This is a genomic window from Aquabacterium sp., assembly GCF_016234775.1.
Classification (GTDB): Bacteria; Pseudomonadota; Gammaproteobacteria; order Burkholderiales; family Burkholderiaceae_C; genus Aquabacterium.
The window spans coordinates 1-23,639 of sequence record NZ_JACRAH010000042.1 but is presented as its reverse complement, the minus strand read 5'-3'; the positions used below and the strand labels follow the sequence as shown (position 1 = coordinate 23,639).

At 62.0% G+C, this 23,639-nt stretch carries 25 protein-coding genes and 7 tRNA genes; 18 read left to right on the top strand and 14 right to left on the bottom strand.

From position 1 onward, the window contains the following. The first annotated feature begins 5 nt into the window (after positions 1 to 5). From HY836_RS12355 to HY836_RS12290, 14 genes are all read left to right on the top strand, one after another. Complete coding sequence (locus HY836_RS12355; protein WP_290676454.1) at positions 6 to 632, top strand: outer membrane beta-barrel domain-containing protein; 627 nt, start codon at positions 6 to 8, stop codon at positions 630 to 632. A gap of 11 nt (positions 633 to 643) precedes the next feature. Next, the gene (locus HY836_RS12350; protein ID WP_290676453.1) at positions 644 to 1,162 is read left to right on the top strand and encodes a TlpA disulfide reductase family protein; all 519 of its coding nucleotides are present in this window, start codon (positions 644 to 646) and stop codon (positions 1,160 to 1,162) included. After that, a complete protein-coding gene (locus HY836_RS12345) occupies positions 1,159 to 1,407 on the top strand; it encodes a DUF4266 domain-containing protein (protein ID WP_290676452.1) in 249 nt (82 codons plus the stop codon). The genes HY836_RS12350 and HY836_RS12345 overlap by 4 nt, the downstream gene beginning before the upstream one ends. Next, positions 1,394 to 2,533, top strand: coding sequence for a DUF3570 domain-containing protein (locus HY836_RS12340; RefSeq protein ID WP_290676451.1), 1,140 nt, complete (start codon positions 1,394 to 1,396; stop codon positions 2,531 to 2,533). The genes HY836_RS12345 and HY836_RS12340 overlap by 14 nt, the downstream gene beginning before the upstream one ends. Positions 2,534 to 2,551: 18 nt before the next feature. Next, a complete protein-coding gene (locus HY836_RS12335) occupies positions 2,552 to 3,202 on the top strand; it encodes an AraC family transcriptional regulator (protein WP_290676450.1) in 651 nt (216 codons plus the stop codon). Between the two features lie 72 nt (positions 3,203 to 3,274). Continuing rightward, a complete protein-coding gene (locus HY836_RS12330; RefSeq protein WP_290676449.1) occupies positions 3,275 to 5,233 on the top strand; it encodes a hypothetical protein in 1,959 nt (652 codons plus the stop codon). Continuing rightward, the gene (locus HY836_RS12325; RefSeq protein ID WP_290676448.1) at positions 5,217 to 8,399 is read left to right on the top strand and encodes a tetratricopeptide repeat protein; all 3,183 of its coding nucleotides are present in this window, start codon (positions 5,217 to 5,219) and stop codon (positions 8,397 to 8,399) included. Before HY836_RS12330 ends, HY836_RS12325 begins: the two co-directional genes overlap by 17 nt. Beyond that, the gene (locus HY836_RS12320; protein WP_290676447.1) at positions 8,396 to 8,758 is read left to right on the top strand and encodes a hypothetical protein; all 363 of its coding nucleotides are present in this window, start codon (positions 8,396 to 8,398) and stop codon (positions 8,756 to 8,758) included. Before HY836_RS12325 ends, HY836_RS12320 begins: the two co-directional genes overlap by 4 nt. Before the next feature lie 86 nt (positions 8,759 to 8,844). Continuing rightward, on the top strand, positions 8,845 to 9,504 hold the full coding sequence (locus tag HY836_RS12315) for a MotA/TolQ/ExbB proton channel family protein (protein ID WP_290676446.1): 660 nt from the start codon (positions 8,845 to 8,847) through the stop codon (positions 9,502 to 9,504). A gap of 1 nt (position 9,505) precedes the next feature. Next, positions 9,506 to 10,003 (top strand): biopolymer transporter ExbD, encoded by a 498-nt coding sequence (locus HY836_RS12310; RefSeq protein WP_290676445.1) that lies wholly within the window; start codon positions 9,506 to 9,508, stop codon positions 10,001 to 10,003. A 9-nt stretch (positions 10,004 to 10,012) separates the two neighbouring features. Then, positions 10,013 to 10,507 (top strand): biopolymer transporter ExbD, encoded by a 495-nt coding sequence (locus HY836_RS12305; protein WP_290676444.1) that lies wholly within the window; start codon positions 10,013 to 10,015, stop codon positions 10,505 to 10,507. Next, the gene (locus HY836_RS12300) at positions 10,504 to 11,628 is read left to right on the top strand and encodes a TonB family protein (RefSeq protein WP_290676443.1); all 1,125 of its coding nucleotides are present in this window, start codon (positions 10,504 to 10,506) and stop codon (positions 11,626 to 11,628) included. The genes HY836_RS12305 and HY836_RS12300 overlap by 4 nt, the downstream gene beginning before the upstream one ends. A gap of 33 nt (positions 11,629 to 11,661) precedes the next feature. Continuing rightward, positions 11,662 to 12,267 carry a hypothetical protein gene (locus tag HY836_RS12295; RefSeq protein WP_290676442.1) on the top strand — a complete coding sequence of 202 codons (606 nt, stop codon included), beginning with the start codon at positions 11,662 to 11,664 and terminating at the stop codon, positions 12,265 to 12,267. Between the two features lie 9 nt (positions 12,268 to 12,276). Then, the gene (locus tag HY836_RS12290) at positions 12,277 to 12,591 is read left to right on the top strand and encodes an antibiotic biosynthesis monooxygenase (RefSeq protein ID WP_290676441.1); all 315 of its coding nucleotides are present in this window, start codon (positions 12,277 to 12,279) and stop codon (positions 12,589 to 12,591) included. Between the two features lie 127 nt (positions 12,592 to 12,718). Here the strand turns inward: HY836_RS12290 and HY836_RS12285 are convergent, their stop codons facing one another. After that, the gene (locus HY836_RS12285) at positions 12,719 to 12,844 is read right to left on the bottom strand and encodes a hypothetical protein (protein ID WP_290676440.1); all 126 of its coding nucleotides are present in this window, start codon (positions 12,842 to 12,844) and stop codon (positions 12,719 to 12,721) included. Between the two features lie 46 nt (positions 12,845 to 12,890). Here HY836_RS12285 and HY836_RS12280 point away from each other — a divergent pair, with 46 nt between their 5' ends. Continuing rightward, the gene (locus HY836_RS12280; RefSeq protein WP_290676439.1) at positions 12,891 to 14,372 is read left to right on the top strand and encodes a hypothetical protein; all 1,482 of its coding nucleotides are present in this window, start codon (positions 12,891 to 12,893) and stop codon (positions 14,370 to 14,372) included. An 83-nt stretch (positions 14,373 to 14,455) separates the two neighbouring features. On the opposite strand, the gene HY836_RS12275 is transcribed toward HY836_RS12280, so the two are convergent. From HY836_RS12275 to HY836_RS12220, 12 genes are all read right to left on the bottom strand, one after another. Continuing rightward, a complete protein-coding gene (locus tag HY836_RS12275; protein WP_290676438.1) occupies positions 14,456 to 15,382 on the bottom strand; it encodes an RDD family protein in 927 nt (308 codons plus the stop codon). Positions 15,383 to 15,568: 186 nt separating this feature from the next. After that, entirely contained in the window at positions 15,569 to 16,786 is a 1,218-nt protein-coding gene (locus HY836_RS12270; RefSeq protein ID WP_290676437.1) for an RtcB family protein, read from the bottom strand. Between the two features lie 55 nt (positions 16,787 to 16,841). After that, positions 16,842 to 17,984, bottom strand: coding sequence for an SPFH domain-containing protein (locus HY836_RS12265; protein WP_290676436.1), 1,143 nt, complete (start codon positions 17,982 to 17,984; stop codon positions 16,842 to 16,844). Positions 17,985 to 18,215: 231 nt separating this feature from the next. Then, positions 18,216 to 18,289: transfer RNA gene (locus HY836_RS12260), tRNA-Thr, on the bottom strand. Between the two features lie 202 nt (positions 18,290 to 18,491). Then, a complete protein-coding gene (locus HY836_RS12255; protein ID WP_290676435.1) occupies positions 18,492 to 19,067 on the bottom strand; it encodes an HNH endonuclease in 576 nt (191 codons plus the stop codon). A gap of 27 nt (positions 19,068 to 19,094) precedes the next feature. Further along, positions 19,095 to 19,247 (bottom strand): hypothetical protein, encoded by a 153-nt coding sequence (locus tag HY836_RS12250; protein ID WP_290676434.1) that lies wholly within the window; start codon positions 19,245 to 19,247, stop codon positions 19,095 to 19,097. A 22-nt stretch (positions 19,248 to 19,269) separates the two neighbouring features. Continuing rightward, a tRNA-Glu gene (locus tag HY836_RS12245) sits at positions 19,270 to 19,346 on the bottom strand. A 40-nt stretch (positions 19,347 to 19,386) separates the two neighbouring features. After that, a tRNA-His gene (locus HY836_RS12240) sits at positions 19,387 to 19,457 on the bottom strand. A 24-nt stretch (positions 19,458 to 19,481) separates the two neighbouring features. Further along, positions 19,482 to 19,557: transfer RNA gene (locus HY836_RS12235), tRNA-Pro, on the bottom strand. 11 nt (positions 19,558 to 19,568) lie between these two features. Next, positions 19,569 to 19,646, bottom strand: a tRNA-Arg gene (locus HY836_RS12230). A gap of 18 nt (positions 19,647 to 19,664) precedes the next feature. Beyond that, a tRNA-Phe gene (locus HY836_RS12225) sits at positions 19,665 to 19,740 on the bottom strand. Positions 19,741 to 19,754: 14 nt separating this feature from the next. After that, positions 19,755 to 19,830: transfer RNA gene (locus HY836_RS12220), tRNA-Asp, on the bottom strand. Between the two features lie 648 nt (positions 19,831 to 20,478). Between HY836_RS12220 and HY836_RS12215 the strand changes: the two genes are divergently transcribed. The 3 genes from HY836_RS12215 (at position 20,479) to HY836_RS12205 (ending at position 22,050) form a co-directional block, all read left to right on the top strand. After that, entirely contained in the window at positions 20,479 to 20,847 is a 369-nt protein-coding gene (locus HY836_RS12215) for a hypothetical protein (RefSeq protein WP_290676433.1), read from the top strand. A gap of 24 nt (positions 20,848 to 20,871) precedes the next feature. Further along, the gene (locus HY836_RS12210; RefSeq protein ID WP_290676432.1) at positions 20,872 to 21,090 is read left to right on the top strand and encodes a DUF3820 family protein; all 219 of its coding nucleotides are present in this window, start codon (positions 20,872 to 20,874) and stop codon (positions 21,088 to 21,090) included. Between the two features lie 261 nt (positions 21,091 to 21,351). Then, positions 21,352 to 22,050 carry a rhomboid family intramembrane serine protease gene (locus tag HY836_RS12205; protein WP_290676431.1) on the top strand — a complete coding sequence of 233 codons (699 nt, stop codon included), beginning with the start codon at positions 21,352 to 21,354 and terminating at the stop codon, positions 22,048 to 22,050. A 586-nt stretch (positions 22,051 to 22,636) separates the two neighbouring features. Here HY836_RS12205 and HY836_RS12200 read toward each other — a convergent pair. Further along, the gene (locus HY836_RS12200; RefSeq protein ID WP_290676430.1) at positions 22,637 to 22,987 is read right to left on the bottom strand and encodes an MmcQ/YjbR family DNA-binding protein; all 351 of its coding nucleotides are present in this window, start codon (positions 22,985 to 22,987) and stop codon (positions 22,637 to 22,639) included. Positions 22,988 to 23,639: the final 652 nt, after the last annotated feature.

Here is a 23,639-nt window from a genome sequence, read left to right as displayed (position 1 = left end):
CGGCCATGTATTACCGAACCCGATCGATCACGCCACCACTGCTGACACTCATGTTGTGCATGGCGTGTGCAACATCCCAAGCAGACGAGCCACCCATCGTGCCCCAGGTTGAACCGCGCGACGTGACTGTGCCGCACTTCCCATCCAATGACTTCGAATTCGGCCTGTTCATGGGCACTTACTCGACCCAGAACTTTGGCGCCAGCAAGGTGCGCGGTTTCCGCCTGGGGTATGCCATCACGGAAGACTTCTTCGTGCAAGGCGCCTATGGCCAGACCAAGGTCAGCGACAAATCATTCCAGCAGATCCTGCCAGCACAGATCCTCGAAGACGGCAAGCTCAGCTATTACAACCTCTCGATGGGCTACAACGTGCTGGCCGGTGAGGTGTTCATCGGCAGCAAGCATGCCAAGCCATCCGCCCTGTATCTGATTGGTGGCATCGGCAGCACCAAGTTTGACACGCGCAAACGCCAGACGATCAACTATGGCGCGGGCTTTCGCGTGTACCTCAGCGACTGGGCCGCCTTGCAGATCGACGCGCGCAACCACATGTTCTCGCTGGACTTGCTGGGCAAGCAGGAAAGCACGAACAACCTTGAATTCACCGCTGGCGCGACCTTCATCTTCTGAGGCCACACAAGATGTACCCGCTCCAGACCTTGCGCCTGCCCCGCTGGCTTCGCTTCAGCCTGATGACGCTGGCGGCCAGCTTCGCCATGCAGGCCTGCGCCAATGTGCAGGTGGCCTCTCAGGCACCGGACTTCACCTTGCGCGCAATGAAAGGCGCCAACACACGACTGCAGGAACTGCGCGGCCGGGTGGTGATGGTCAATTTCTGGGCCACGTGGTGCGGCCCGTGCCGGCAAGAAATGCCCCACCTCAATCGCCTGCACGAGAAGTACAACCGCGCCGGTCTGGTCCTGCTGGGCGTCAACGTGGATGACGATCCTGGCAATGCCGCCGCCGTGGCCACCAAGCTGGGTATCCAGTTCCCCGTGCTGCTGGACACCGACAAGAAGGTCAGCGATCAATACGATCTGCAGGCGATGCCGTCCACCTACCTGATCGACCGTGACGGCAAGGTGCGCTTTGTGCACCGTGGCTACCTCAACGGCTATGAGGCACTGTATGAAAAGCAGATCCGGGAGCTGTTGAAATGAGCACACGCAGGCATACCCCAAGGCTGCGCCTCATCAGCATCCTGACCCTGACGGGCTTCACGCTGCTGAGCGGTTGCGCCATCCAACCCTGGGTCAAGCCTTACGAGCGCGAACGCATGGCCGACCCGATCATGAGCTTCACACGCGGCACGCTGGCTGAAAAGAGCCGCGAGCACGTGCGTGATGTGCGCGAAGGCGCCAGAGGCGCCACCGGCGTGCAGGGAGGCGGCTGTGGCTGCAACTGATCGCACCCATTCATCCTCACGCGGCCTGGCACGCGTGGCTTTTCAATGGCTCAAGCAAGTCCTGGGCATCCTGGGCAGCCTGTTTGCCGTGGGCGGTGCCAAGGCTGTTGACCTGGGTACGAACCGTGCCGAACTTCTCTACCACCTGCACGATGGCGGTGGCGTCAGGGCACAAGGGCCCGCCGTGCTGGTGCGCAAGAACCTGCTCGACAAGGTGGCCGTCACGGGCACCGTGTATGTCGATGCGGTCAGCAATGCCTCCATTGATGTCGTCACCTCGGCCAGCCCCTTCACCGAGCGGCGCACCGAATATGGCCTCAATGCCGACTACGTCTACCGCAACGCCCAGATCACCGTGTCGACCAGCACCAGCCAGGAGCCCGATTACGTGGCCAAGCGCATGGGGCTGGACATCTCGCAGGAGGTGTTCGGTGGCCAGTCCACGATCTCCATGGGTTTCACACGCGGCGCAGACAATGTGCGCAAACATGGCGAGCCCAGCTTTGCCGCCACGGCCGATCACTGGCAGTACCGCGTGGGTGGCTCGCTCATTCTCACGCCCCGCTGGATCGCCAGTCTCAATGCCGAAGCCCTTGCAGACAACGGTTATCTGGGCAGCCCCTACCGCGTGGCCTATGTGTTTGGTGCGGCGGTGCCTGAGCGCGTACCCGGCACCCGATCCTCGCGCGCGCTCAAGTTCCGCGTGGCAGGGGACCTGGGCTCGCGCGATGCCATCCAGTTTGGCTACCGCTATTTCTGGGACACCTGGGGCATTGCATCGAGCACCCTGGATCTGACCTACAGCCGCTACTTCGGAACCGAATGGCTGGTCGACGTCACGCTGCGCCACCACGCCCAGCACAAGGCCTTGTTCTACAGCGACAACGCCCAGTCGGACACCCGCTACGTCTCTCGCAACCGGCAACTCAGCACCTTCGACGACACCAGCCTGGCCGGCAAGGTGGCCTACACCTGGAAAAAGGTGCCAGGCCAGTACGACATCACGCTCAACGGCGCCCTGGAGTACGTGCAATACAAGTTCAAGGACTTCACGGACATCCGCACCAACCAGCTCTACCACTACAACGCCAGCGTGATGCAGGTGTTCGTGTCCTCCAATTTCTGACGAGATGAGTGCTTCACCATGCGCCTGCGAGCCCTGCCTCTGATCCTGACCGCGCTGATGAGCTGTGCGGCGCTGGTCCACACCAGCCGTGCGGCCGAGCCCGTGCCCCCTGTTGCCGCCAGCGCCCCCAGCGCAACGGTCAGCACGACGGCCAGCGCGCCTGCAGCCGCTGCTGCACCAGCCAGCGCAGCCGCCAGCTCGCCCGACACCAACACGCCAGACCCCGCCACACTGGACGAGCGCATCCAGGGCACCAAGCGTGATGTCATCCAGCTCAACCGCGATCTGCTGGTGCTGGAAGAAGAGCTGCTCTTCCCTGCCAGCACGCAAGTGGCCGTGTTCGTGTCGCTGGACGTGGGCAAGCTGTTCACGCTGGATTCGGTACAGATCAGGCTGGACGACAAGCTCGTGGCCAACTACCTCTACACGCCACGCGAACTCGCCGCCCTGCAGCGTGGCGGCGTGCAACGCGTCTTCCTGGGCAATCTGCGCGTGGGCGAGCATGAACTCGTGGCCACCTTCACAGGTGTGGGCCCGCATGAGCGCGACTACAAACGAGGCGCCACGGTGAAGTTCGAAAAGGGCACCGAAGCCAAGTACATCGAGCTGCGCATCGAGGACGCCACGGCCAAGCTGCAGCCCGAATTCAACGTCAAGGTCTGGCAATAAGCGACCATGCCGACCATGCGTCTTCCGCCTCTTCGCCCACGTCCACATCGACCCGCCGGCCCCTCACCCGGCATGAGTCGAATGGCGCCCGTGACCCTGCGCGGCCTGGCCGTGCTCACGCTGGGCATGCTGGGCTTGAGCTGGCCGCTGCTGGCACATGCCGCTGGCCAGGAAGCGAAGCAACAGCGCCTGGTTCAGGCACCACACTATGGCGATGTTGTCTTCCATTTCTTTCAGGAAGACTATTTCACGGCCACCACCACGCTGATGGCCTCGCAGCACTTTCAACGCATCGCGCCTCATGACGATGAAGCCGAGGTGCTGCGCGGCGGCATGCTGCTGAGCTATGGCCTGCACCGTGACGCCGGCGAGATCTTCACGCGCCTGATCGAGCGAGGCGCCAGCCCTGCCGTGCGCGATCGCGCCTGGTTCTACCTGGCCAAAATTCGCTATCAGGTGGGCGAACTGGCGCTCGCGCAAGAGGCACTGAGCCAGATCCAGGGGACGCTGCAAGCCCCCCTTGATGAAGACCGCAGCCTGCTGCAGGCGCAACTACTGATGGCCCGCGCAGACTACAAGGGCGCAGCCCAAGTCCTGCAAACCATGAAGGGCAAGACCCCGGCTGCACGCGTGGCGCGCTTCAACCTGGGCGTGGCGCAAATCAAGGCGGGCGACACGGCCACCGGCACCGCCACGCTGGATGCGCTGGGCCAGGAACCCGTCAACAACGACGAGCAACGCGCCCTGCGCGACCGTGCCAATGTGGCCCTGGGCTTCGCCGCCCTCGCGGCGCAACAGGCGCCTGCGGCGCGGCAATACCTGGAGCGCGTGACACTACACGGCCCCGAGAGCAACAAGGCCCTGCTCGCCTATGGCTGGGCTGCACTGGATCAACACGCGCCCTTATCGGCGCTGGTGCCCTGGCTGGCGCTCACTGCGCGAAATGGTCAGGACTCGGCCTCACTGGAAGCCCGCATTGCCGTGCCTTATGCCTACGCACAACTGGGCGCCAGCGGGCAGGCATTGCAGCACTACACCGCGGCCATCGACAGCTTCGAACGCGAGCGGCTCAGCCTGAATCAATCCATCGAGCTGATTCGCTCTGGTCAACTGGTTGACAGCCTGCTGACCCGCAATGCGCAGGGCCATATGGGTGACCGCTGGCAGATGGACGACCTGCCCGATCTGCCCCACCCGGCGCACCTGAGCTCGCTGCTGGCCACCCATCCGTTTCAGGAAGCCTTCAAGAACCTGCGTGATCTGCACCACCTGGCGCAACACCTGCAAGGCTGGCGAGACAAGATCGACATCTTCAAGGACATGCTGGCCACGCGCAGACAGGCCTTTGCCGACCGCCTCGCCCAGGTCAACGCACGCACCAGTGCGCAAAGCATCCCGGCCTTGCAACAACGCGTCGATGCCGCCTCGGCGCAAGTGGCGCAAGGCGAAGTCGACCAGGACGGCGTGGTGTTCGCCGATGTCAGGCAACAGGCCTTGCTGGACCGCGTGGCCCGTGTTCAAGCCATCACCCAGGCACCTGATGACGACCCCGACATCGTGCAGGCCCGCGAACGCATCCGCCTGGCCGCCGGCGTACTGAACTGGCAGCTTGCACAAGAGCAGCCCGTGCGGCTGTGGGAAGCCCAGAAGGCCCTGCGCGCCATGAATGAAGGCCTGGCTGAAGCCCAACGCCGCGACGCCGCCATTGCGCTGGCCATGCGAGAAGAGCCACAACGCTTTGACCAGTTCGATGCCCGCATTCAGGCCCTCGTTCCCTTGCTCGATGTGATGATCCCCAAGGTAGCGGCACTGAGCACCGAACAGCAGACCGTCGTGCAGGACATGGCCGTGGCCGAACTCACGCGCCAGAAAGAGAACCTGGACGCCTATACGGTGCAAGCTCGCTTTGCCGTGGCGCAGCTGTATGACCGCGCCACGGAAGGTGGCAAGCCCACATCAGACGGTCTGACTGGCACGCAAGCAGGCAGCAGCAAAGACCAGAAGGGAGCAGCCGATGCGCCCAAGCCTTGACACCACCTGGCGCCTGTCTCTGCTGGCATCGGCCTGTTTGCTCAGCGCCTGCGGCATCCTGCGCAGCAGCAAGGAGCCACCCACCCTGCGCTCACTGGCCTCGCAGCAGATCACGGTCAAGCCTGACGCGGTGGAAGGCATCAACGAAGCGCAAGCCATCCAGGCTTATCGCCAGTTCCTGGACGCCGCACCCAACTCGCCGCAAGGCGCCGAGGCCTTGCGCCGCCTGGCCGATCTGGAGATGGACCGCGCCGACAAGCTCAGCGCCGATCCCCATGCCACAGGCGAGCCTGACTACCGCGCCGCCATCGCCCGCTATCAGGAACACCTGGCGGCCCACCCGCAAGCGCCCAACCGTGACCTGGTGCTGTACCAGCTCGCACGCGCCCAGGAGCAGGCTGGCCAACTGGAAACCGCCCTGCTGACCCTGACCCAGCTGGTGCAGGCACACCCCGACACGGCCTATGCCGACGAGTCCCAGTTCCGCCGCGGTGAACTGCTGTTCAGCGCCCGCCAGTACGCGCAGGCTGAAAAGGCTTACGCGGCCGTGCTGGCGCCAGACCGCCTCAACCCCTACCGAGACCGTGCGCTGTACATGCAGGGCTGGTCGCGCTTCAAGCAGGGGCGCCTGGACGAGGCGCTGCATGCCTTCTTCGGCGTGCTGGACATCAAGCTGGGGCACAACCCTGGCGAAGGCAACCTCAGCAACGTTGAGGGCTTGGGCCGCGCCGAGCGTGAGTTGCTGGAAGACACCTTCCGCGTGATCAGCCTGTGCCTGACCAATCTGCAAGGCGCCGAGAGCATCGCCAGCTACACCAGCGCGCCCGTATCCGCGCAGACACCGCAGGATGCCCGCCAACGCTACGCCTTCCACGTCTACGAACAACTGGGCGAGTTCTACCTCAAGCAGGATCGCCCCAAGGACGCGGCTGACACCTTCAACCTGTTTGCCACCCGCGCGCCGCTGGATGCCCAGGCGCCCAGGTTACACTCGCGCGTCATCGAGATCTACGAACGCGCCGGTTTTGCCACCCTGGCGCTGGAGGCCAAGAAGCAGTTCGTGGCGCACTACGGCCGCCAGAGCGACTTCCGCAGGGCCAGCCCGCAAGCCTGGGCCACGGCACAAGCGCTGGTGCAGACCCATCTGGCGGAGCTGGCCAGCCACCATCACGCCCTGGCCCAACGCAGCAAGCGCTCTGCGGACTATCAGGAAGCCGTGCGCTGGTACCGCGAACTGCTCGTGTCCTTCCCGGATGCCCCGCAGGCTGCCCGCAAGCGCTTCCTGCTGGCTGAACTCTTGTTCGAGGACGCCCGCTTCGCCGAGGCCATCACCGAATACGAACAGACCGCTTATGACTACCCCGTGCATGCGCAAAGCGCCGATGCCGGTTATGCGGCCTTGCTGAGCCACGCGCAAGTTCAGAAAAAGGCCGACGCCCAGGCGCTGCCCGCCTTGCAAGGTCAGGGCGTGGCCAGTGCCTTGCGATTTGCCAAGGCCTTCCCCACCGATGTGCGCACGGGCCCCGTGCTCAGTGATGCAGCCGAGAAGCTGTACGCACTCCACGATGCCAGCCAGGCCGCCGAAGTGGCCCAACAGGTGCTGGATCTGAAGCCGCCCGCTGCCGAGCCACAACGGCGCGTGGCCTGGACGATACTGGCCCACACCGCCTTCGAGCGCCAGGCCTTTGACACCGCAGAACAGGCCTATGCGCAGGTCTTGCTGCTCACACCCGCGCAAGCCGCTGGCCGCAACGAGCTGATCGAGCGCCAGGCCGCCGCGGTATACAAGCAAGGCGAACAAGCCAAGGCTGCTGGCCAGTGGGGCAACGCCGTGGCCCATTTCACCCGTGTGGCCAGCGTGGCCCCGCAATCGGCCATCCGCGCCAACGCCCAGTTCGATGCCGCTGCCGCGCTGATCGCCATGGAGGACTGGGGGGCTGCCGCTGCGTCGCTGGAAGACTTCCGCCAGCGCTATCCCAAACACGCGCTGCAAGCCGAGGTCGCACCCAAGCTGGCGCTGGCCTACACCGAACAAGGCCAATGGGCCAAGGCCGCCAGCGAGCTGGAACGCGTATCGGCCGGCAGCAGCGATGCCACCGTGGCTCGTGATGCCCTGTGGCAGGCCGCCGAGTTCCACGAGAAGGCCGGGGCCCGCGCTGCCGCCGCCAAGGCTTACGAACGCCACCTGGCGCAAAGCCTGGCCATGCGCCCTGCCCCGTTGTTGCCCGCCATCGAAGCGCGCGCCCGCCTGGTTCAACTGGCCAGGGAGGACGGCAACGCCAAGCGTGAGCTGGCGCTGCAGAAAGACATCTACCTGGCTGATCTCAACGGTGGCAACGAACGCACCGATCGCACCCGCTATCTGGGCGCCACAGCCGCACTGGCGCTGGCCGAGCCCGTGGCCAAGGCCTACCGCGAGGTGGCCCTGGTCGAGCCCCTGCAAAAGCAGCTCAAGCTGAAGAAGGCCAGGATGGAAGAGGCCCTCAAGGCCTATGCCCTGGCCTCGGAGCCCGGCGTGGCCGATGTGAGCACGGCGGCCACTTATCACATCGCGTCCCTGTACCGCGACTTCGGCAAGGCCATGCTGGCGTCCCAGCGTCCCAAAAAGCTGTCAGCCGTGGAGCTGGAGCAATACAACGTGATGCTGGAAGAACAGGCCTTCCCGTTTGAAGAAAAGGCCAGTGATCTGCATGAAGTCAACGCCCGCCGCGCCGCAACAGGCATCTACGACGAATGGGTGCAACGCAGCTTCGACGCCCTGCGCGAGATGCTGCCTGTGCGCTATGGCAAGCGCGAACGCGGCGAAGGTGTCGATACCTCAACCACGGCCCCACGAGCCAAGCTGAACGACGCCGCCACCGCCCTGGAACAAGCCGTGCAGCAAAAACCCAAGCAACCCGCACGCTTCAACCAGCTGGGCGCCACCTACCGCCAGCTGGGCCAATTCGACAAGGCCCGTGCAGCCTATGAACAGGCCATCGCGCAAGATGCCAGCTACGCGCCAGCGGTCCTCAATCTGGGCATCCTGTCCGACCTGTACCTGGGTGACACGGCGCGCGCCCTCACGCTGTACGAACGCTACCTGACGCTCACCCCCGCTGGCGATGCCACCGTGGCCAAGTGGGTCGCAGAGATCAAGAAGCGCAAGCCCAAGGAGGCCTCATGAAGCGTCCCTTCCATGTGTTCGCCGCATGTACCGCAGTGTGTACCGCCACGTGCATCGCCACGTGCATCGCCCTGGCCAGTGCCCCTGCGATCGCGCAAGACCGTGCCGTCATCGACCCCACCACGATTCTGGGCAACCGCGAGCTGCCCAAGGTGCTCTACATCGTGCCCTGGAAGAAGCCGGTGCCGGGTGACCTGAGCGGGCGCCCGCTCGTCAGCGTCGTCGATGAAGCCCTGGCGCCGATCGACCGCGACGTGTTCCGTCGCCAGTTGCAATACCAGTCTCAACAACAAGCGCGGCAACTCGCGCAACAACAAGCCAAGGCCGCCGAGGGCGCAGCGCCTGCCACGCCACCCTGACGTGGCATCACGCGCTGCACCCCGCCTTTGCTGCTCAAGCCCTGCCTGCCCCACACCTGCCCCATCTGTCATTGGAGATCCGAGCCATGAATGCCTTCGAAACCGCCGTCAAGTTTTTCCAGGATTGCGGCCTGTTCATTTACCCCAGCGTGCTGATCATGGCCCTGGGCGTGGCCATAGCCGTTGAACGCTTCATCTACCTGTCGCGCGCGCGCCGTGACAACAGCAAGGTGTGGGCTCAGGTGCTGCCCCTGCTGCAAAAGGGGCAGTTCAAGGAAGTGCTGTCGCTGACCGCCAATTCCGATGCAGCCGTTGGCAACATCGTTCACCACGGGCTGGAGCGCATGCAAAGCCCCGGTCGCCGCGAAGACTTCGATGCCGCCATGGAAGAAGGCATGATGGAAATCGTGCCCCGCCTGGAAAAGCGCACGCACTACATCGCCACCTTTGCCAACGTGATCACGCTGGTGGGCCTGCTGGGCACCATCATCGGCCTGATCAAGGGCTTCACGGCCGTGGCCCAGGTGAACCCGGCAGAGAAGTCCGAGATGCTGTCGGCCAGTATCTCGATCGCCATGAACAACACGGCCTTCGCGCTGATGGTGGCCATCCCCTTCCTGCTGATCCACGCCTTCCTGCAATCCAAGACCAACGAGATCATCGATGGCCTGGAGGCCGCCAAGATGAGCTTCCTCAACGTGGTGACGCGCATCCGCGCCGAACAGCAGCAAGCCTCGGGGCGCTGAGATGGCCGGCCGATCCAGAAGGAGGCGCCAGACCGCGGCGCACCTGGAAATCACCGCCTTCATCAACCTGATCGTGGTGCTGGTGCCCTTCCTGCTGTCCACAGCGGTGTTCTCGCGCCTGGCCGTCATCGACCTGAGCCTGCCTGCCCAAAGCTCGGGCGTGGCGCAACTCAAGGTCAACGAGCTGCAACTCGAAATCGTGATCCAGCCCGAGGCGCTGGAGGTGGGGGACCGTGTGGGTGGCCTCATCGAGCGCATCCCCAACAAGGATGCCGTGCCGGATGTGGCGGCCTTGTCCAGACTGGTGCAGCAGATCAAGAACAAGTTCCCCGAGAAGCTGGATGCCACCGTGTTGGCGCAAGCCAATACGCCTTACGACACCCTGGTGCAGGTGATGGACGCCGTGCGCGCAGGGCATGTGGTGCAAGGCAACCAGATCGTGCGCGGCGAACTCTTCCCCAACATCTCGATCGGTGACGCACCGGTCGCCACACGATAGAGAGGGGCCATGTCACTCACCCCCAGACAAAGGCGCGCGGAGCGGCGCGCACGGCACGGCAATGCGGTGGACATGAACCTCGTGTCCCTGATTGACGTGTTCACCATCCTCATCTTCTTCCTGCTGTCCAGCGCGGGCGGCGTGGAGACGCTGGTCAGCCCCAAGTCGGTGAAGCTGCCGATGTCCGAAGCGCAGACGGCACCGCATGAAACCGTGGTGATCGTGGTCAACGCCACCGACATCGTGGTGGACGGCCGCAAGGTGGCCGCCGTGGCCGATGTGATCGACGCCAGGGAAGACCTGATCGCGCCCCTGAAGGCCGAGCTGGAAGCGCTCGCCAGCCGCGAAGTGATCCGCCAGGAGAACAACGCGCCAGCACGGCGCCTGACCATCATGGGTGACAAGGACATCCCCTACCGCCTGCTGCGCAAGATCATGGCCACCAGCGCCAGCGCCAACTATGCGGACGTGTCCTTTGCCGTACGCCAAAGGAGCGCATCGTGAGCGCCGCCGCATTGGTGTCTTTCCGCACCCCGGTGCTGGCCTGGGCCGACTCGGCCGATGACGAGCGCCTGTTCAAGCGCGTCACCAGCACCGTGCTGATCATCACGGTGATCTTGTGCCTGATCGTGCTGCTGTCACCCACGCCTGAGCCTGATCACACGCAGGCGCCGGCCTTGCCTGCACCCATGGCCAAGCTGCTGCTCGAACACACGGCACCGCCCCTACCCGTCAAGCCTGTGGTGCAGCCTGAGGCGGAAGCCAAGGCCGCACCCGTTCAGGAAAGCCAACCTGTGCCGGTGAAGGCTGCACCTCGCAAGCAGGCTGCGCGCATCAAGGACGAACCCAAGGCAGCCCCCGTACCCGAAGCGCGTGCACCCGTTGACAACAAGCCAGCCGGCGAAGTCGAAGCCGCGCGCCGCAAGGTGGCCGGCATGGGCCTGCTGGCCGCGAAGGACGAGATCGCCCAGGTGCGTGGCGCGCCCGTTGCAGTGCAACTCAACACCAGCATCAAGCAAGGTGCGGGCGTGGGCAGCGGCTCGGGGCCAGGTGTCGGGGCAGGCAACCAGCCAGGTGTCCCCACGCGCGCGCTGATCACCTCGAATGCCACGGGTGGCAGCGGTGGCATCAACACCAGTGGCTACAGCCGCAACACAGGCGGCGGTGGGCTGGCTGGCCGCGCCACCACCCTGGTTGAAGGGGCGGCGGGCGGCGGTGGAGGGGGTGGCGCAGGCGGCGGTGGCACACGTGGCCACGGGTCGGAAGTGGGCGCTGGTGGCGTCGGCAACGGCAATGCAACTGGCGGCACGCTCAAACGCGGCAACAGCGGCAAGGCATCACGCTCGATCGAAGACATCAAGCTGGTTTTCGAGCGCAACAAGGGCGCCATCTATGCCATCTACAACCGGGCACTGCGCGAAGACCCGTCGCTGCAAGGCAAGGTCGTGGTGGAGCTCAAGATCGCACCCACGGGCGAGGTGATGGCCTGCCGCGTGGTGTCCAGTGAGCTGCACGCGCCGGAGCTGGAAGCCAAGCTGATGGCGCGCATCCGTCAGTTCGACTTTGGCGCCAAAGAGGTCGATCAGATGGTCGTGACCTGGCCGGTGGACTTCCTGCCTTCTTGAGCCGCATCGTCCAGCGCCATCAGGCGCCGGGCCATGTCCACCGTGGCCCGTCAGCTCCTCACTGCTAGACTTGCCAACTCCAATCTGGAGGACACCATGGCCTTGCAAGATTTATCCTGGGGCGTACAACAAACAACGCCGTTCTCATGCGGCGCCGCGTCCTGCCTCTTCATCCTGAAAATGCTCGGGGTTGAAAAGTCCACGCACAACGTCAACAACGTGATGAGCAAGACCAGTTCCGCTGGTCCCTTGCCGATCTTCGGCAGTTCACCCTACAAGATCGGCAAGTACATCGAGCACCGATGCCAGGCTGTCGTCAACAACGCACGCGTCTACCGCCTGCCTGGGCCACGGATTCCCAAGTACAAGGGGTGGCTGCACCTGCTCGAACCTGGGTTGGATCACTTTTTGTACTATCACAACTCAACGTTCACCACCAACCACGCCATCTTGCGCTTCGTTGTACCCCGCAGCAAGACGAACGTGACGGCGCATTACGTGGTGCAGACTCATTTCGGCTCCAGAGGCAGCAAGATCATGGATCCAACATCGGGCACACATCTGGACCAGACCTTCGAGCAGTATCTGAGCAGCCATGACTTCATGAGAACAGGGCTGGATCTGGTCATCCATGGGTAACCCAGCCACATGATTCTTGAAATCGCTCAACTACAGGTCCGACCAGGCATGGCCTCTGAGTTCGAAGCGGCATTCAGCATCGCCCAAGACATCATCGCGTCAATGCCCGGTTACCTCGGCCATGAGCTTCAAAAGTGCATCGAGCAAGATCACCACTACATGCTGCTGGTGAAATGGCGAACGGTGGCAGACCACGAGATTGGCTTTCGCCAGTCGGCGCAGTATCAGGAATGGCGCAAGCTGCTGCACCACTTCTACGATCCGTTCCCAACGGTCTTGCACTATCAGACCGTATCGGGAACGCAAGGTGAAGCTGCATCCTGAGCATCAGACCTTCTTCAGGATGACTTAAGTATTGCAACACCAGCTCGCCGCTATAGTCGGTCAGCTTTCGCCATGCAGGCAATCAGCATGGATGAAAGCAAGGCCCCTCCAGAGGGCCTGAAAGAAGTCAGGGAGAGTTGACGCGCGCCATGCCCATGGCAGCACCTGCGCGCTCAACGTTGCCGTCTCGTCGTTGTACCCGCTGTACCCGGATGGTCGTCATGCAGTCGTCACCCGCTGCAGGCGAAGCCATCTGCTTGACGTCTCTTCTCTCCAACTTTCAATCAGGAAGCAAGCCCATGACTTTCACGCATGCATTGCGAGGCACGTCCGCGTTCGGCCTGGCTGTGTTGACAGCCTGTTGCGCCTACGCCCAGACCACCCACCGGCCAGCGATGCTGGCAGAGACCAGCGACGGCAGCACCTCACCTTCGCCTTTTGCTGACAACAACGGCCAGCTCCCGCCCAAGAGCAGCTACTCAGGCCCCTTGTTCAAGCTCAACGGCACATGGCCGCAAAAAGCCTTGCCACCTTTGAAGAACCCTCCCTGGCAAGTGGCGATCAAAGGGCAGCAGATCAACACCCGCAACGCACAGGCCTACGCCAACGCCTTGCGTGACTATGTGGCCCCGAACGCCAAAACGCTGATCACGAACTACGACGCGTGGGACGCCAGCAAGGCGGGCTGGTACAACGAGCCGTGGTTGGGCAGCATCCGCGAAGCGATCCGTGGCACCTATGCCGCTGGTGAATTCGGCCCAGGCATCTTCCCCGGCACAGGCTTGCGTGCCAACTTCACCACGCATGTGCTGACCTACTACGATGCACGCGCCGCCTACTCGCTCTACAAGCTATGGGGCACCAGTGCGATGGAGCCGGCCATCAAGACCGCCAACGCGCAGTTCGCTGAGGGTTCCGTGATCGTGAAGGCGGCCGTGTTTGCCTCGGCAGACCCCAAGCAGCCTACGGACTGGTGGGACGCCATGAAAGGCGCACAGCCCTGGCAGCTCTACATCGACCCCACAGGCGCCTCACTGGCCACGCCGCAGGTCTGGCCAAGCTATGTGGCCCAGTTCGACATCATCGTGAAGGACACGAAGTCATCGCCCAAAACGGGTTGGGTTTTCATGACCCTGGTCTATGACAGCTCAGTGCCCGGCGACACATGGGACAAGATGATCCCCCTGGGTGCACAGTGGGGCAATGACCCGCAAGCGACCAAGCCCGGCCAGCCTCTGATCGAGAACTGGATCAACCAGAAGGCGCCCAAATACGCTACCCAGACCTTGGGCTGGATGGGGCGCCTCTCAGGCCCGAACGATGGTGCGCGCAACAACATCGCGGTCAACGGCAAGGTCATCCAGAATGCACCGAACTCATCGTGCATGAGCTGCCACAGCACCGCGCAATGGAATGTGGCCAAGCACCGCATGGACTCCTTCCTGCTGCCTTCTTTCTCACAAGCCGCGCCTCCGGGATTCCAGTTGTGCGGCGATGATGGCAAGCCCAACCCCAATGGCCAGAACATCTGCTCGCCAGCGCCTGCCTCGGCAGCCTGGATGAAGTGGTTCACCAACCGCCTGGGCACCCAGCCGATGGACAAGGGCTCCGTGGCGATGGACTTCGACGAGGTGTTCTCGTTCAAGTCCCTGCCCAAGTGGTGGGCTGCAACGCACCCGACACCGAAGGCGGCAGCCGTGGAGGCCAAGCCAGCAGTGTCTGCGCAGCGGTTCAATCAGTACACGGGGGCGCCCTTGCCGAATGAGGGGCCAGGAAAGTAAGCGGGGCCTATTCAGGGGCTCAGGGGCAGTGGGTACGCTGCGCTGAGCCCCTATTTAGTTTGGGGCGAGGCCACACATGCCGCTTATTGCGCCAGCCATTCAGCCGGTGTATGCGACTGATTGCGCGACTGCCATGACGCAGCAATGCCGATGTCATACCCATAGACCAGCACCACCTGGATGGTATCGAGCTGGCGTGCGGCCGGGTCTGCCGACAAGGCCAGCTTGGCGAGTTGACCGGCACGCGTGGTGCTATTGATGTCGGCATCCTTGGTGTAGGCCACGATGCTCAAATAGGTGCTGCTGACCTTGCCCTTATCAGCAGTCACTATGAAGGACTGGCCTTGGTTGACCTGGGCATGGCTGACCCAACTCGTGGCGTTCACTGCTTTGTAGATGCTCAGCAAAGGCGAGAAGGTGGCATTGCCGGCAGCCCTCTGGCCGAAGTAAGGCAGGATGGCACTGCCCACCATCAGCACACCACAGACGGCCAAATGAACAGGCCAAGTGGGTTGCGCCTTGACAGACTCCTCCTGGCTGCCAACGGCACGCACAACCAAAGAGCCCACCATCAAGTCATGCAGCGACTGCCGTGTGGCCCTGTTGAACACGAACAGATAGGCCACGCTCAGCCCCACACCAAAGACCGCCACCGACAGCACATACGACCAGAACGACAGGAGCACAGCCTCTGACCATGGCGCGCCATTGAGAAACCAGGCTGCACCCAGCGGCAGGAAACGCACCAAAGCCTGCTGCACGGACAAAAAGCCGCCCTGCTGGCTGACCACTTTGATGCCCAGAGCCCGCTTGCCAAGCGTCTGGCCACCACTGAGGCTGCTGTTGAGCAAGCCGAAATAGGGCCAGGCAACGCAGAAGCCCAACAAGCGCCCCCACAAGCCAAGCTGCACGAACTGATCCGCGAGAACCAGGCCCGCCGCCCAGCCGACGGCACCAAGGACGACGCCATCCAGAAAGAAGGCGCCCAGGCGGCGCCAAAAACCTGCCATGGCGTTTGAGGTTATTTGCTGTTCTGTCTGCACGACGGAGTGCTCCCTTTTTGTTCAAGTAAGGGGTGCGTAGGCCATGCACCCAGTCGTCTTACCGAGATGGGCAATGATGCCATGTCACTGTCATGACAGCCCTTGCTCGGTAGATAGCTAGGACTTGCTTGATGAGGGAAGTCATTCATCTTGTCATCCCTTGACGCACACCACCTGTTTGAGCGTGTGCACCACATCAACCAGGTCGCGCTGAGCCTCCATCACCGCGTCAATGTCCTTGTACGCGGCTGGCGTCTCATCGATCACGTCCTTGTCCTTGCGGCACTCCACGCCCTCGGTGGCCGCACGGTGATCGGCCAGCGTGAAGCGGCGCTTGGCCTCGCCACGGCTCATGACACGACCAGCACCATGCGAGCAACTGTCGAAGCTCTCCGGGTTGCCCTTGCCACGAACGATGTAGCTTCGCGCGCCCATGCTGCCGGGGATGATGCCCAGCTGGCCCGCCTTGGCGCTCACCGCGCCCTTGCGGGTCACGAACACGTCCTCGCCAAAGTGATGCTCGCGCTGCACGTAGTTATGGTGACAGTTCACAGCTTCAATGTGGCTTTGGAAGTTCTTGCGAATCACGGTCTTGGCGGCCTCGATCACGCGGCGCATCATCACTTCGCGGTTGATGGCGGCGAATTTCTGTGCCCAGCCCACGCCACGCACATAGTCACCAAAGTAGCGACTGCCTTCTTCGAAGTAGGCCAGATCGCGGTCAGGCAGGTTGGCGTTGTTTCGGATGGCGTCCTGCTTGGCCAGTTCGATGAACATGGTGCCAATGAAGTTGCCCACACCACGTGAACCTGAGTGAAGCATGAACCACACGGCACCTTGCTCGTCCAGGCAGACTTCGATGAAGTGGTTGCCGGTGCCGAGCGTACCCAGGTGGTTGCGGTTGTTGGTCTTGGCAATCTTGGGGTAGTCGCGGCACAGCTCGGTGAACTCGGGTTCGAGCTGCGCCCACGCTGTATCGACCGAGCCCGGCACCTTCTGCCATGCACCCGGATCACGATTGCCTGGCGCGCGGCCATGCGGTACGGCACGCTCGATGGCGGCACGCAGCGGGCCCAGGTTGTCGGGTAGGTCTTCGGCGGTCAGCGTGGTCTTGCAGGCCATCATGCCGCAGCCGATGTCCACACCCACGGCGGCCGGGATAATGGCCTTGATGGTCGGGATGACCGAACCCACGGTCGCCCCGATACCAAAGTGCACATCCGGCATGGCCGCAATGTGTTTGAACACGACGGGCAGACGGGCCGCATTGGTGAGCTGGCGACGGGCTTCGTCTTCCACAGGCACACCTCGCGTCCACATCTTCACCGGCACGCCACCAGGCGTGTCTTCTTCGATGTAATTCGTTTCCATGATTGTTCTCATTCTTCAATAGATGGAGGCAGCATGGCCGCCTCCGATCGTTGCACTAGGCCTTGAGTTTCACAAGACCGTTGAGGACTTGATCCAGACCTCCGAACACGGAGATCTTGTCGATGCGCTCGGCCACACGCTCCAGCGTTTCCAGCTCTTTCATGCGCAAGGCGACAGGGTTGCCCTCCATCACCTTGGCCGTGTTGAGCAGGGAACGCGTGGCTGCGGTTTCCTCACGACGACGGATCACGTTGGCTTGAGCAGCCTTTTCGGCTTCAACCACCTGCGCCAGGATGGTCTTCATCTCACCGGGCAGCACGATGTCTTTCACACCGGCCGTTTCCAGCTCGATGCCGTAGGCCACCAGACGTGACTTCACATGTGCCATCACGACCTCGTCGATCACGGTCTTGTTCTCCAGCAACTCATCGAGCGTTCGCGTACCCACGGCCGAGCGCAAGCCAAGCTGCAGCTCACGGTACAGGTGTTCCGCAGGCTTTTGCAGCTGCGTGTAAGCCTTGAGCACATCGGTGTAGCGCCACGATGCCGACAGGTTCAAGCGCAGGCCGACCTTGTCCTTGGTGAGGATGTCCTGGCCGGACACGTCCACCACCTGCAGGCGCAAGTCCACCAGCTCGACCGACACATTGCGGTTGAACTTCCAAAAGCCGTACGAGCCGGGCTTCAGGAGTGAGTCCACCTTGCCGTCGATCTGCAGCACACCCACGCCATGCTCGGGCACCTGCACGGTCAACACGCCGGTCACACCAAGCAAGGGGCGTTGGCGCATCTGCGTTTGCGTCAAGCGCGCCACCAGTTCGGCAGGCAGCTCGGCCTGATCGCTGATGTCCAGCACATCGACCTTCACCTCGTGCAGGCCCTTCCAGTACAGGCGGCGCGTGGTGGGCGCCAGCAACTCGACCAGCACGCCGTTTTCGTAGCGCAGGCCCACCTCGGTTTCCTTGAGGTCAACACGCACGAACTCAGCCTCCACCACATCAGGCTCCTTGGCCATCAGGTAGTCAGCCAGGCCGTGCGCAAAGGCGGACTGTTCCAGCGAGAAGGTCTCGACACGTACGTCGCTCAGTGCCGTGGCCAGCCAGTGACGGCCAGGCTGCAGCACGCGCTCGAAGTCGCCATTGCGCAGCAAGAGGCCACGCTCGTTCTTTTTGACAGTGAAACGTTTGAATCCCAACATGGGTTTCTCCTTTGTTTGTATGAGGATGCCGTTACAGCGTTGGCTGCGGGCAGGGATGGCCTTGGCTCAGGCCTGGTGGATTCGTGGCGTGCCGTCCTCCCTGATCGACACACCACTTGGCCACCTGCGCGAGCCACGCGTTTTCCTTGCACAAGCCGCCAGCGCTGACAGATGGCAAGCCATCTGCGTTCGGCGGAGGTCTTTCGACCGGTTTGATCAACCTTGGTAAGGTTGTTGGTACGGGAATCGAACCCGTGACAGACGCATTACAAGTGCGTTGCTCTACCCGACTGAGCTAACCAATGGGTGGCTGCTTGGGAATTGAACCCATCACCGTTGCCGGTGCTGACCACAGACAGCCCAATCAACCGTTTCCAACAGACGCGGCATGCACCGTGACAACAGGCTTGAACCTGGCCACAGCGCACCGGCGGGGCGGGCTTTCACCCAAACCCCTGACCTGTGAGCGCCTGCCTTTCACGGCAGACTCGTTGGCGCTTGAACCTCTCAGTTCAAACGCGATCCTTTAGGCAGGCGCGAAGCCAGCCATTCGTGTACGTCGGCCCGGATGTGCCTGCCTTGCAGCAGGAAGTCTTCGAATCGACTGGGCACATAGGGCAGATACAGCAAGGGCATGCGGGCTTCCTCTGGCGTGCGGTTGGCCTTCGTTGCATTGCAGCCGGGGCAAGCCGTCACCAGATTCATCCACGACATGGCACCGCCACGTGAAGCCGGCACGATGTGCTCACATTGCAGAACGCTCTCTGCGAAGCGGTCTCCACAGTAGGCACAGATGCACCGGTCACGCCGAAAGAGCTTGAGCCTGCTCAGCGACGGTGCGACATCAAACAGGTTGATGCGCGACGCGCCGTTGAGCGCCATGATGGGGAAGACCTCCATCACGGACTGTCGGCCTTTTCGGGCGTTGAAGCCACCAAGCAGACGACGCAGCGGTCCAGCACCATCGACCCATGCCACCGAGTCACGGGCCAGATGGATCGCGGCTTGCTCGACCGTGATCCAGGCTTGTGGCGTGCCTTGGATGTCCAGTTGCAGGACATGCGTTGAGGTACTCGGTGACATGGGACGCCCTCCTTTCTTGGGCAGGTATCAGTGCATGTTGTCGTTGGATCGGCGCAGCTCACGCTTGAGGCGCTGCCGCTCTTGCTTGTTGTTGGGTTGATGGGGGCCTGCCTTGCGTTGCATGGCAGGGACGACAAGTGGGTTCCTCGGTTTGGAGGTGCCCCGTTTGGGTGTTCTCATGACAAGCTCCCTTGCGAATGAATGGCGTCTCGTACGGGAATCGAACCCGTGTTGCCGAATTGAAGGTCCGGTGTCCTAGGCCAGCTAGACGAACGAGACAGTGCGATGACAGCGATATGGATTGCCCAATGCGCTTGGGGGTGACCGGCCGGAGTCGAACCGGCACCATCGGCATCACAAACCGAGGCTCTGCCATTGAGCTACGGCCACACCCAAGCGCACTGAGCGTTGAATTGGTCTCGGTGGACGGGATCGAACCGCCGACCTGATGCTCCCAAAGCACCCGCGCTACCAGCTGCGCTACACCGAGTTCTGGTTAACTGGCACCTCCTGCACGACTTGAACGTGCGAACCCTGGTTTCGTAAACCAGTGCTCTGAATCCACTGAGCTAAGGAGGCAAATTTGTTGGAACTGATTGGTGCCGCAGGAGGGGTTCGAACTCTCGACGCCCGGCTCTTCAAGCCGGCGCTCTACCAACTGAGCTACCGCGGCAAGTGAAATAGGTTTGGCGCTTCGTGCGGGAGTCGAACCCGAGGCTTCCGGCTAGACAGGCCGGCACTCTGGCCACTGAGTTAACGAAGCCTTGTTTCCACTTCGGCTGTGCCCAAGCGCGAGCACTCACGGACAGCTGTCCAGAGTCGATGTCTCGCTGCATGTGGATCCAGGCCCGGCCCACACACATCCCTTGCCACCGACACCTGCATCTGCACTCGCGCTTTTGCATGTGGCTCGGAGTGCAAGGACACACCCGAAGTGGAGCGAATGGCAAACCATCCGCAAAGTGATCGGAAAAAAAAAGGCCCGGATCCTTTTGGAATCCGGGCCTCTGCTTGAGAGAGCTAGGAGGGGGCGTGCGCTTTACGCGTCAACGACTCCCTCACCCGGTTGCACCTGATCCTCTTGTTCATGGATGTACCCATCCCGCTTGGCATGGGATGGTTCAAACTGGAGCGCGATCAAGCACGGGCGGCCGCCAGGCAACATCGTGGCTGCCAGACGCACGAACGGCACGAACGCGCCCTGACCCATGAGGGGCAGGCGGTTGGTGGTGTTCAGGCTGACTATCACGATGTGTCCTTTGAAAATCTGCGTTGGTTGATTGGTTTGACCTGGCCAAGCTTCATCTCGAAACTTGACAATGGACGAAATAGTAAAGAGTCTTTACTTCACTGTCAACACCCTGCGACAATGTTGCTGTTGCCATTCGTGGCATTGAGCACACGAACCATCTTGAACAACATCACCGTGACACGCCGGCGTAACGCGCTGGCGCTATTTCAAAGCTTCGCAGAAGAGGCGCTCGCCTCGGGCATACCGCCCAAAGGGCTGGAACAATCGTTTGCCCAGAAGCTGGAGATCTCGCCCAGCATGTGGAGTCAGATCAAGTCGTCACGCCCTATTGGGGACAAGATGGCCAGGCAGATCGAGCAGCACTGCGGCAAGCCATCGGGCTGGCTGGATGAGGAGCGAGAGAGTGCCGGATTGACGCCTGCAGAGCAGCAATTCCTGGCCTTGGCCTTGCAGGCCTGGCGATCAACCAACTCTGCTGGCCGCAAGACTTTGCGTGAATGGCTCAAGACCAGCATGACGAAGGTCTGACACATCCACTTCAAAGACCAAGAGATGAACCCCGGCGACCTTGAGCAACTCGTTTCGATGCCCATGCCCTTTGGCAAACACAAGGGTACTTTGCTGGCCGACTTGCCTGGCAACTACCTGAACTGGTTTGCCAGAGAAGGATTTCCTCGCGGCGAGATAGGACGATTGCTGGCGCTGATGCAGGAAATTGACCACAACGGTCTTCGCGATTTGCTCAAGCCGCTTAGAGGCAAGCACTTCTGATGCCGATGCATCCAGGGCGCTGGCCAATGAGTCCGTCTTTCCATCGCTCCTGATGGCCACAGGTTCAGGGCGTAGACAGATTTGCCATGCCAAACTATCGCCGGATTCGACAACTCAGCAAACCGTGAGCCCCGAAGAGGGCTGGGAGAATCGCATGCAACTCAAGCCAAACTTCACCAAGACGGCCTTGCAAGAAAACGCAAGAGCCTGGCGCACTGATCAATGCGCGTGCCGCCCCGCCTGGCTCGGCTGAGGTACCCCATGCTCATCCTTCCACTTGGCACGCAACGTGAAACACAAAAGCGCGTGCCTTTCTTGACGCTCCTGGTTTGCGTGACCTGCATCGTCGTGCATGTGCTGGTTACCAAGGAAGCCACGAAGCTGGCCTACGCCTTTGCCCCCCACACCATGAATGTGGGGCACATGATCACGGCCGCCTTTCTGCATGCCAGTTGGTCACACCTCATTGGCAATCTGTTTTTTTTCTTTTGCTTTGCCAGCACGATCGAAAGAGAGATCACCGCCAAAGGCTACATCGCGCTCTTTCTACTGTTTGCGGTCATCACCCACTTGAGCTTTGCCTTGCTGACCAAGGTCTACTTGCCAACGCTGGGGCTGTCGGGCGTGGTGTGGGGATTCATGGGTCTGTTCCTTGCTCGCTTTCCCTTCGAGAAGGTGGATTGCTTCATCTGGTTTCTTTGGAAGATGCGCATGGTCGGTGTACCGGCGTTGCTGTTTGTGCTGGGTTATCTTTTCATGGACGTGGCCGCACTGCGCCGCAACGCGCCCGGTGTCAACCACCTGGCCCACTTGTCTGGATTCATGGCGGGCATGATGTTGATTGGCTTTGGGAGCATGCTGGAGCGCACCACAGCACCCCGCAGAGTGCGCCGCCAAGCCTCACCATCCCGCAACACAACCATCGCTGCACCGCCCGTGCCAGATCACGACTGGCGATAAAGGATGCGGCCGTCGAATGGCCCGGATAAAGGCATGCCGGGACGGTATGAGCCGAGACAAAAAGCCCCCCCCGAAACGAGAAAATCACCGTTGGCAGCCAAATGCCGCCTATCCGGCTGTCGGCTTTGCAGCGGGAGCGGCCGATCAACCCTGTATGGTCGCGCCGCAGCTTGGTCTCGGCGTTGGAAGCCGCGCAGCGGCCATTCGAGAGCGCCAGCGATCGACCCAGAGCAGTCGGTCATGCCGGTTAGTCGCGGGCGCTACTCCATAGCGCATTGGTGCGCGATCAGGCCGGTGGGGCTGTTAAACGGTCGCACGCCACCCATGTCTCAAGCCGCTGACGTCGGGTGGACAACGCAGCGAGGTAAAGGAGGAGGGGTGGACGCAGTCCGCCCTGGGGGACACGAGCGGAGTTGTCCACCCGGCGTCCGTGGCCCACACGCAGCTCGAACACGAAAGACAGCAAGTGGCCGGAAGTGCCAGTTCGAAGAAGGCGCCGACAGCTGACTTCCGTTGGCGCGATACCAGACAGTGAAGGTCATCTTCCCGGCACTCCCGCGTGCTCGCGGCTCCCGACCAAGAGTGGTCACTCATGGCGCCGGGACGCCTTACTAGAGCGAGCGACCGCCTTGGTGTACGACCAATCAATCAGGTCTATCAGATAGTCGGTAGGTACAGCGCCAACGTCCACAATTGTGACCCAGTGAAATCTGGCCATGTAGCGTGCTGGCTTGATGCCAGGTACGTCAGTGAGCGCCAAGAAGTATTCCGGAGTTGTTCGGACGCTAAAACGCCACTGCTCCGGCTCGCTGGTCTTGAAATAGGCAAATTTCTTGCCGCCAGCGTAGTAGACCAGCACGTTGCTGGGTGGTCCATACAACTTTGAAGAAGCGCCGGGATACCGGCAGCAGTGCTCTTTGACAGCGGCAACATCCATTTTCGATCCTGAGCGGCCTAACACCTACGTTAACGGGGGGTGACGTGTGCCTGCTAGCCCAGCGATAGTGCATCAAGTCAGGGCAATACAACTTAATACGTCTCCTGCCACCAAGGCGGCCTTGCCCTGCTTCTCGATGCGTTGAGAAGAGGACTGCCAATGCTGTATGGCAACCCACAACTGAGCATACGAGAAGTCGGCTTCATCATCTGTGATTCCGTTGCAGATGTGAATCGGCCCGAATGCCGGCGGACTGCATTCGCGCGTATGAGCCAAGTCCCGCTTAGGGTCGGTTCAGCCCGGCCACCTAAAGCTGGACCGGTCATTCAGGATTGATCGCGGTAGCCAGTTGTTGAGTGGCAGGTTTCGGAGGTGCTGCGATCATACGCGCCGCTGTCCTTCTAGTGGCCGGTGGTGATGGAAGCAGCCGCCCCGACCTTCGAGCGCGAAAGACTCTGACCAGTCGGAAGCCACCACACACCAACACCCAATAACAAAAGGGCCCGAAGGCCAATGCCAGTCAGTTAAGCCTGACTGGCGTTTTTTTTGATGGGTACTTACCGCGGGCGGAGCGTTTGACCTCGCGGGGGAAGCTGCGATCGGTGCGACGAGGAGGGAGCACGAAGTAACGAGCCTGCTCAAGTAAGCGTTG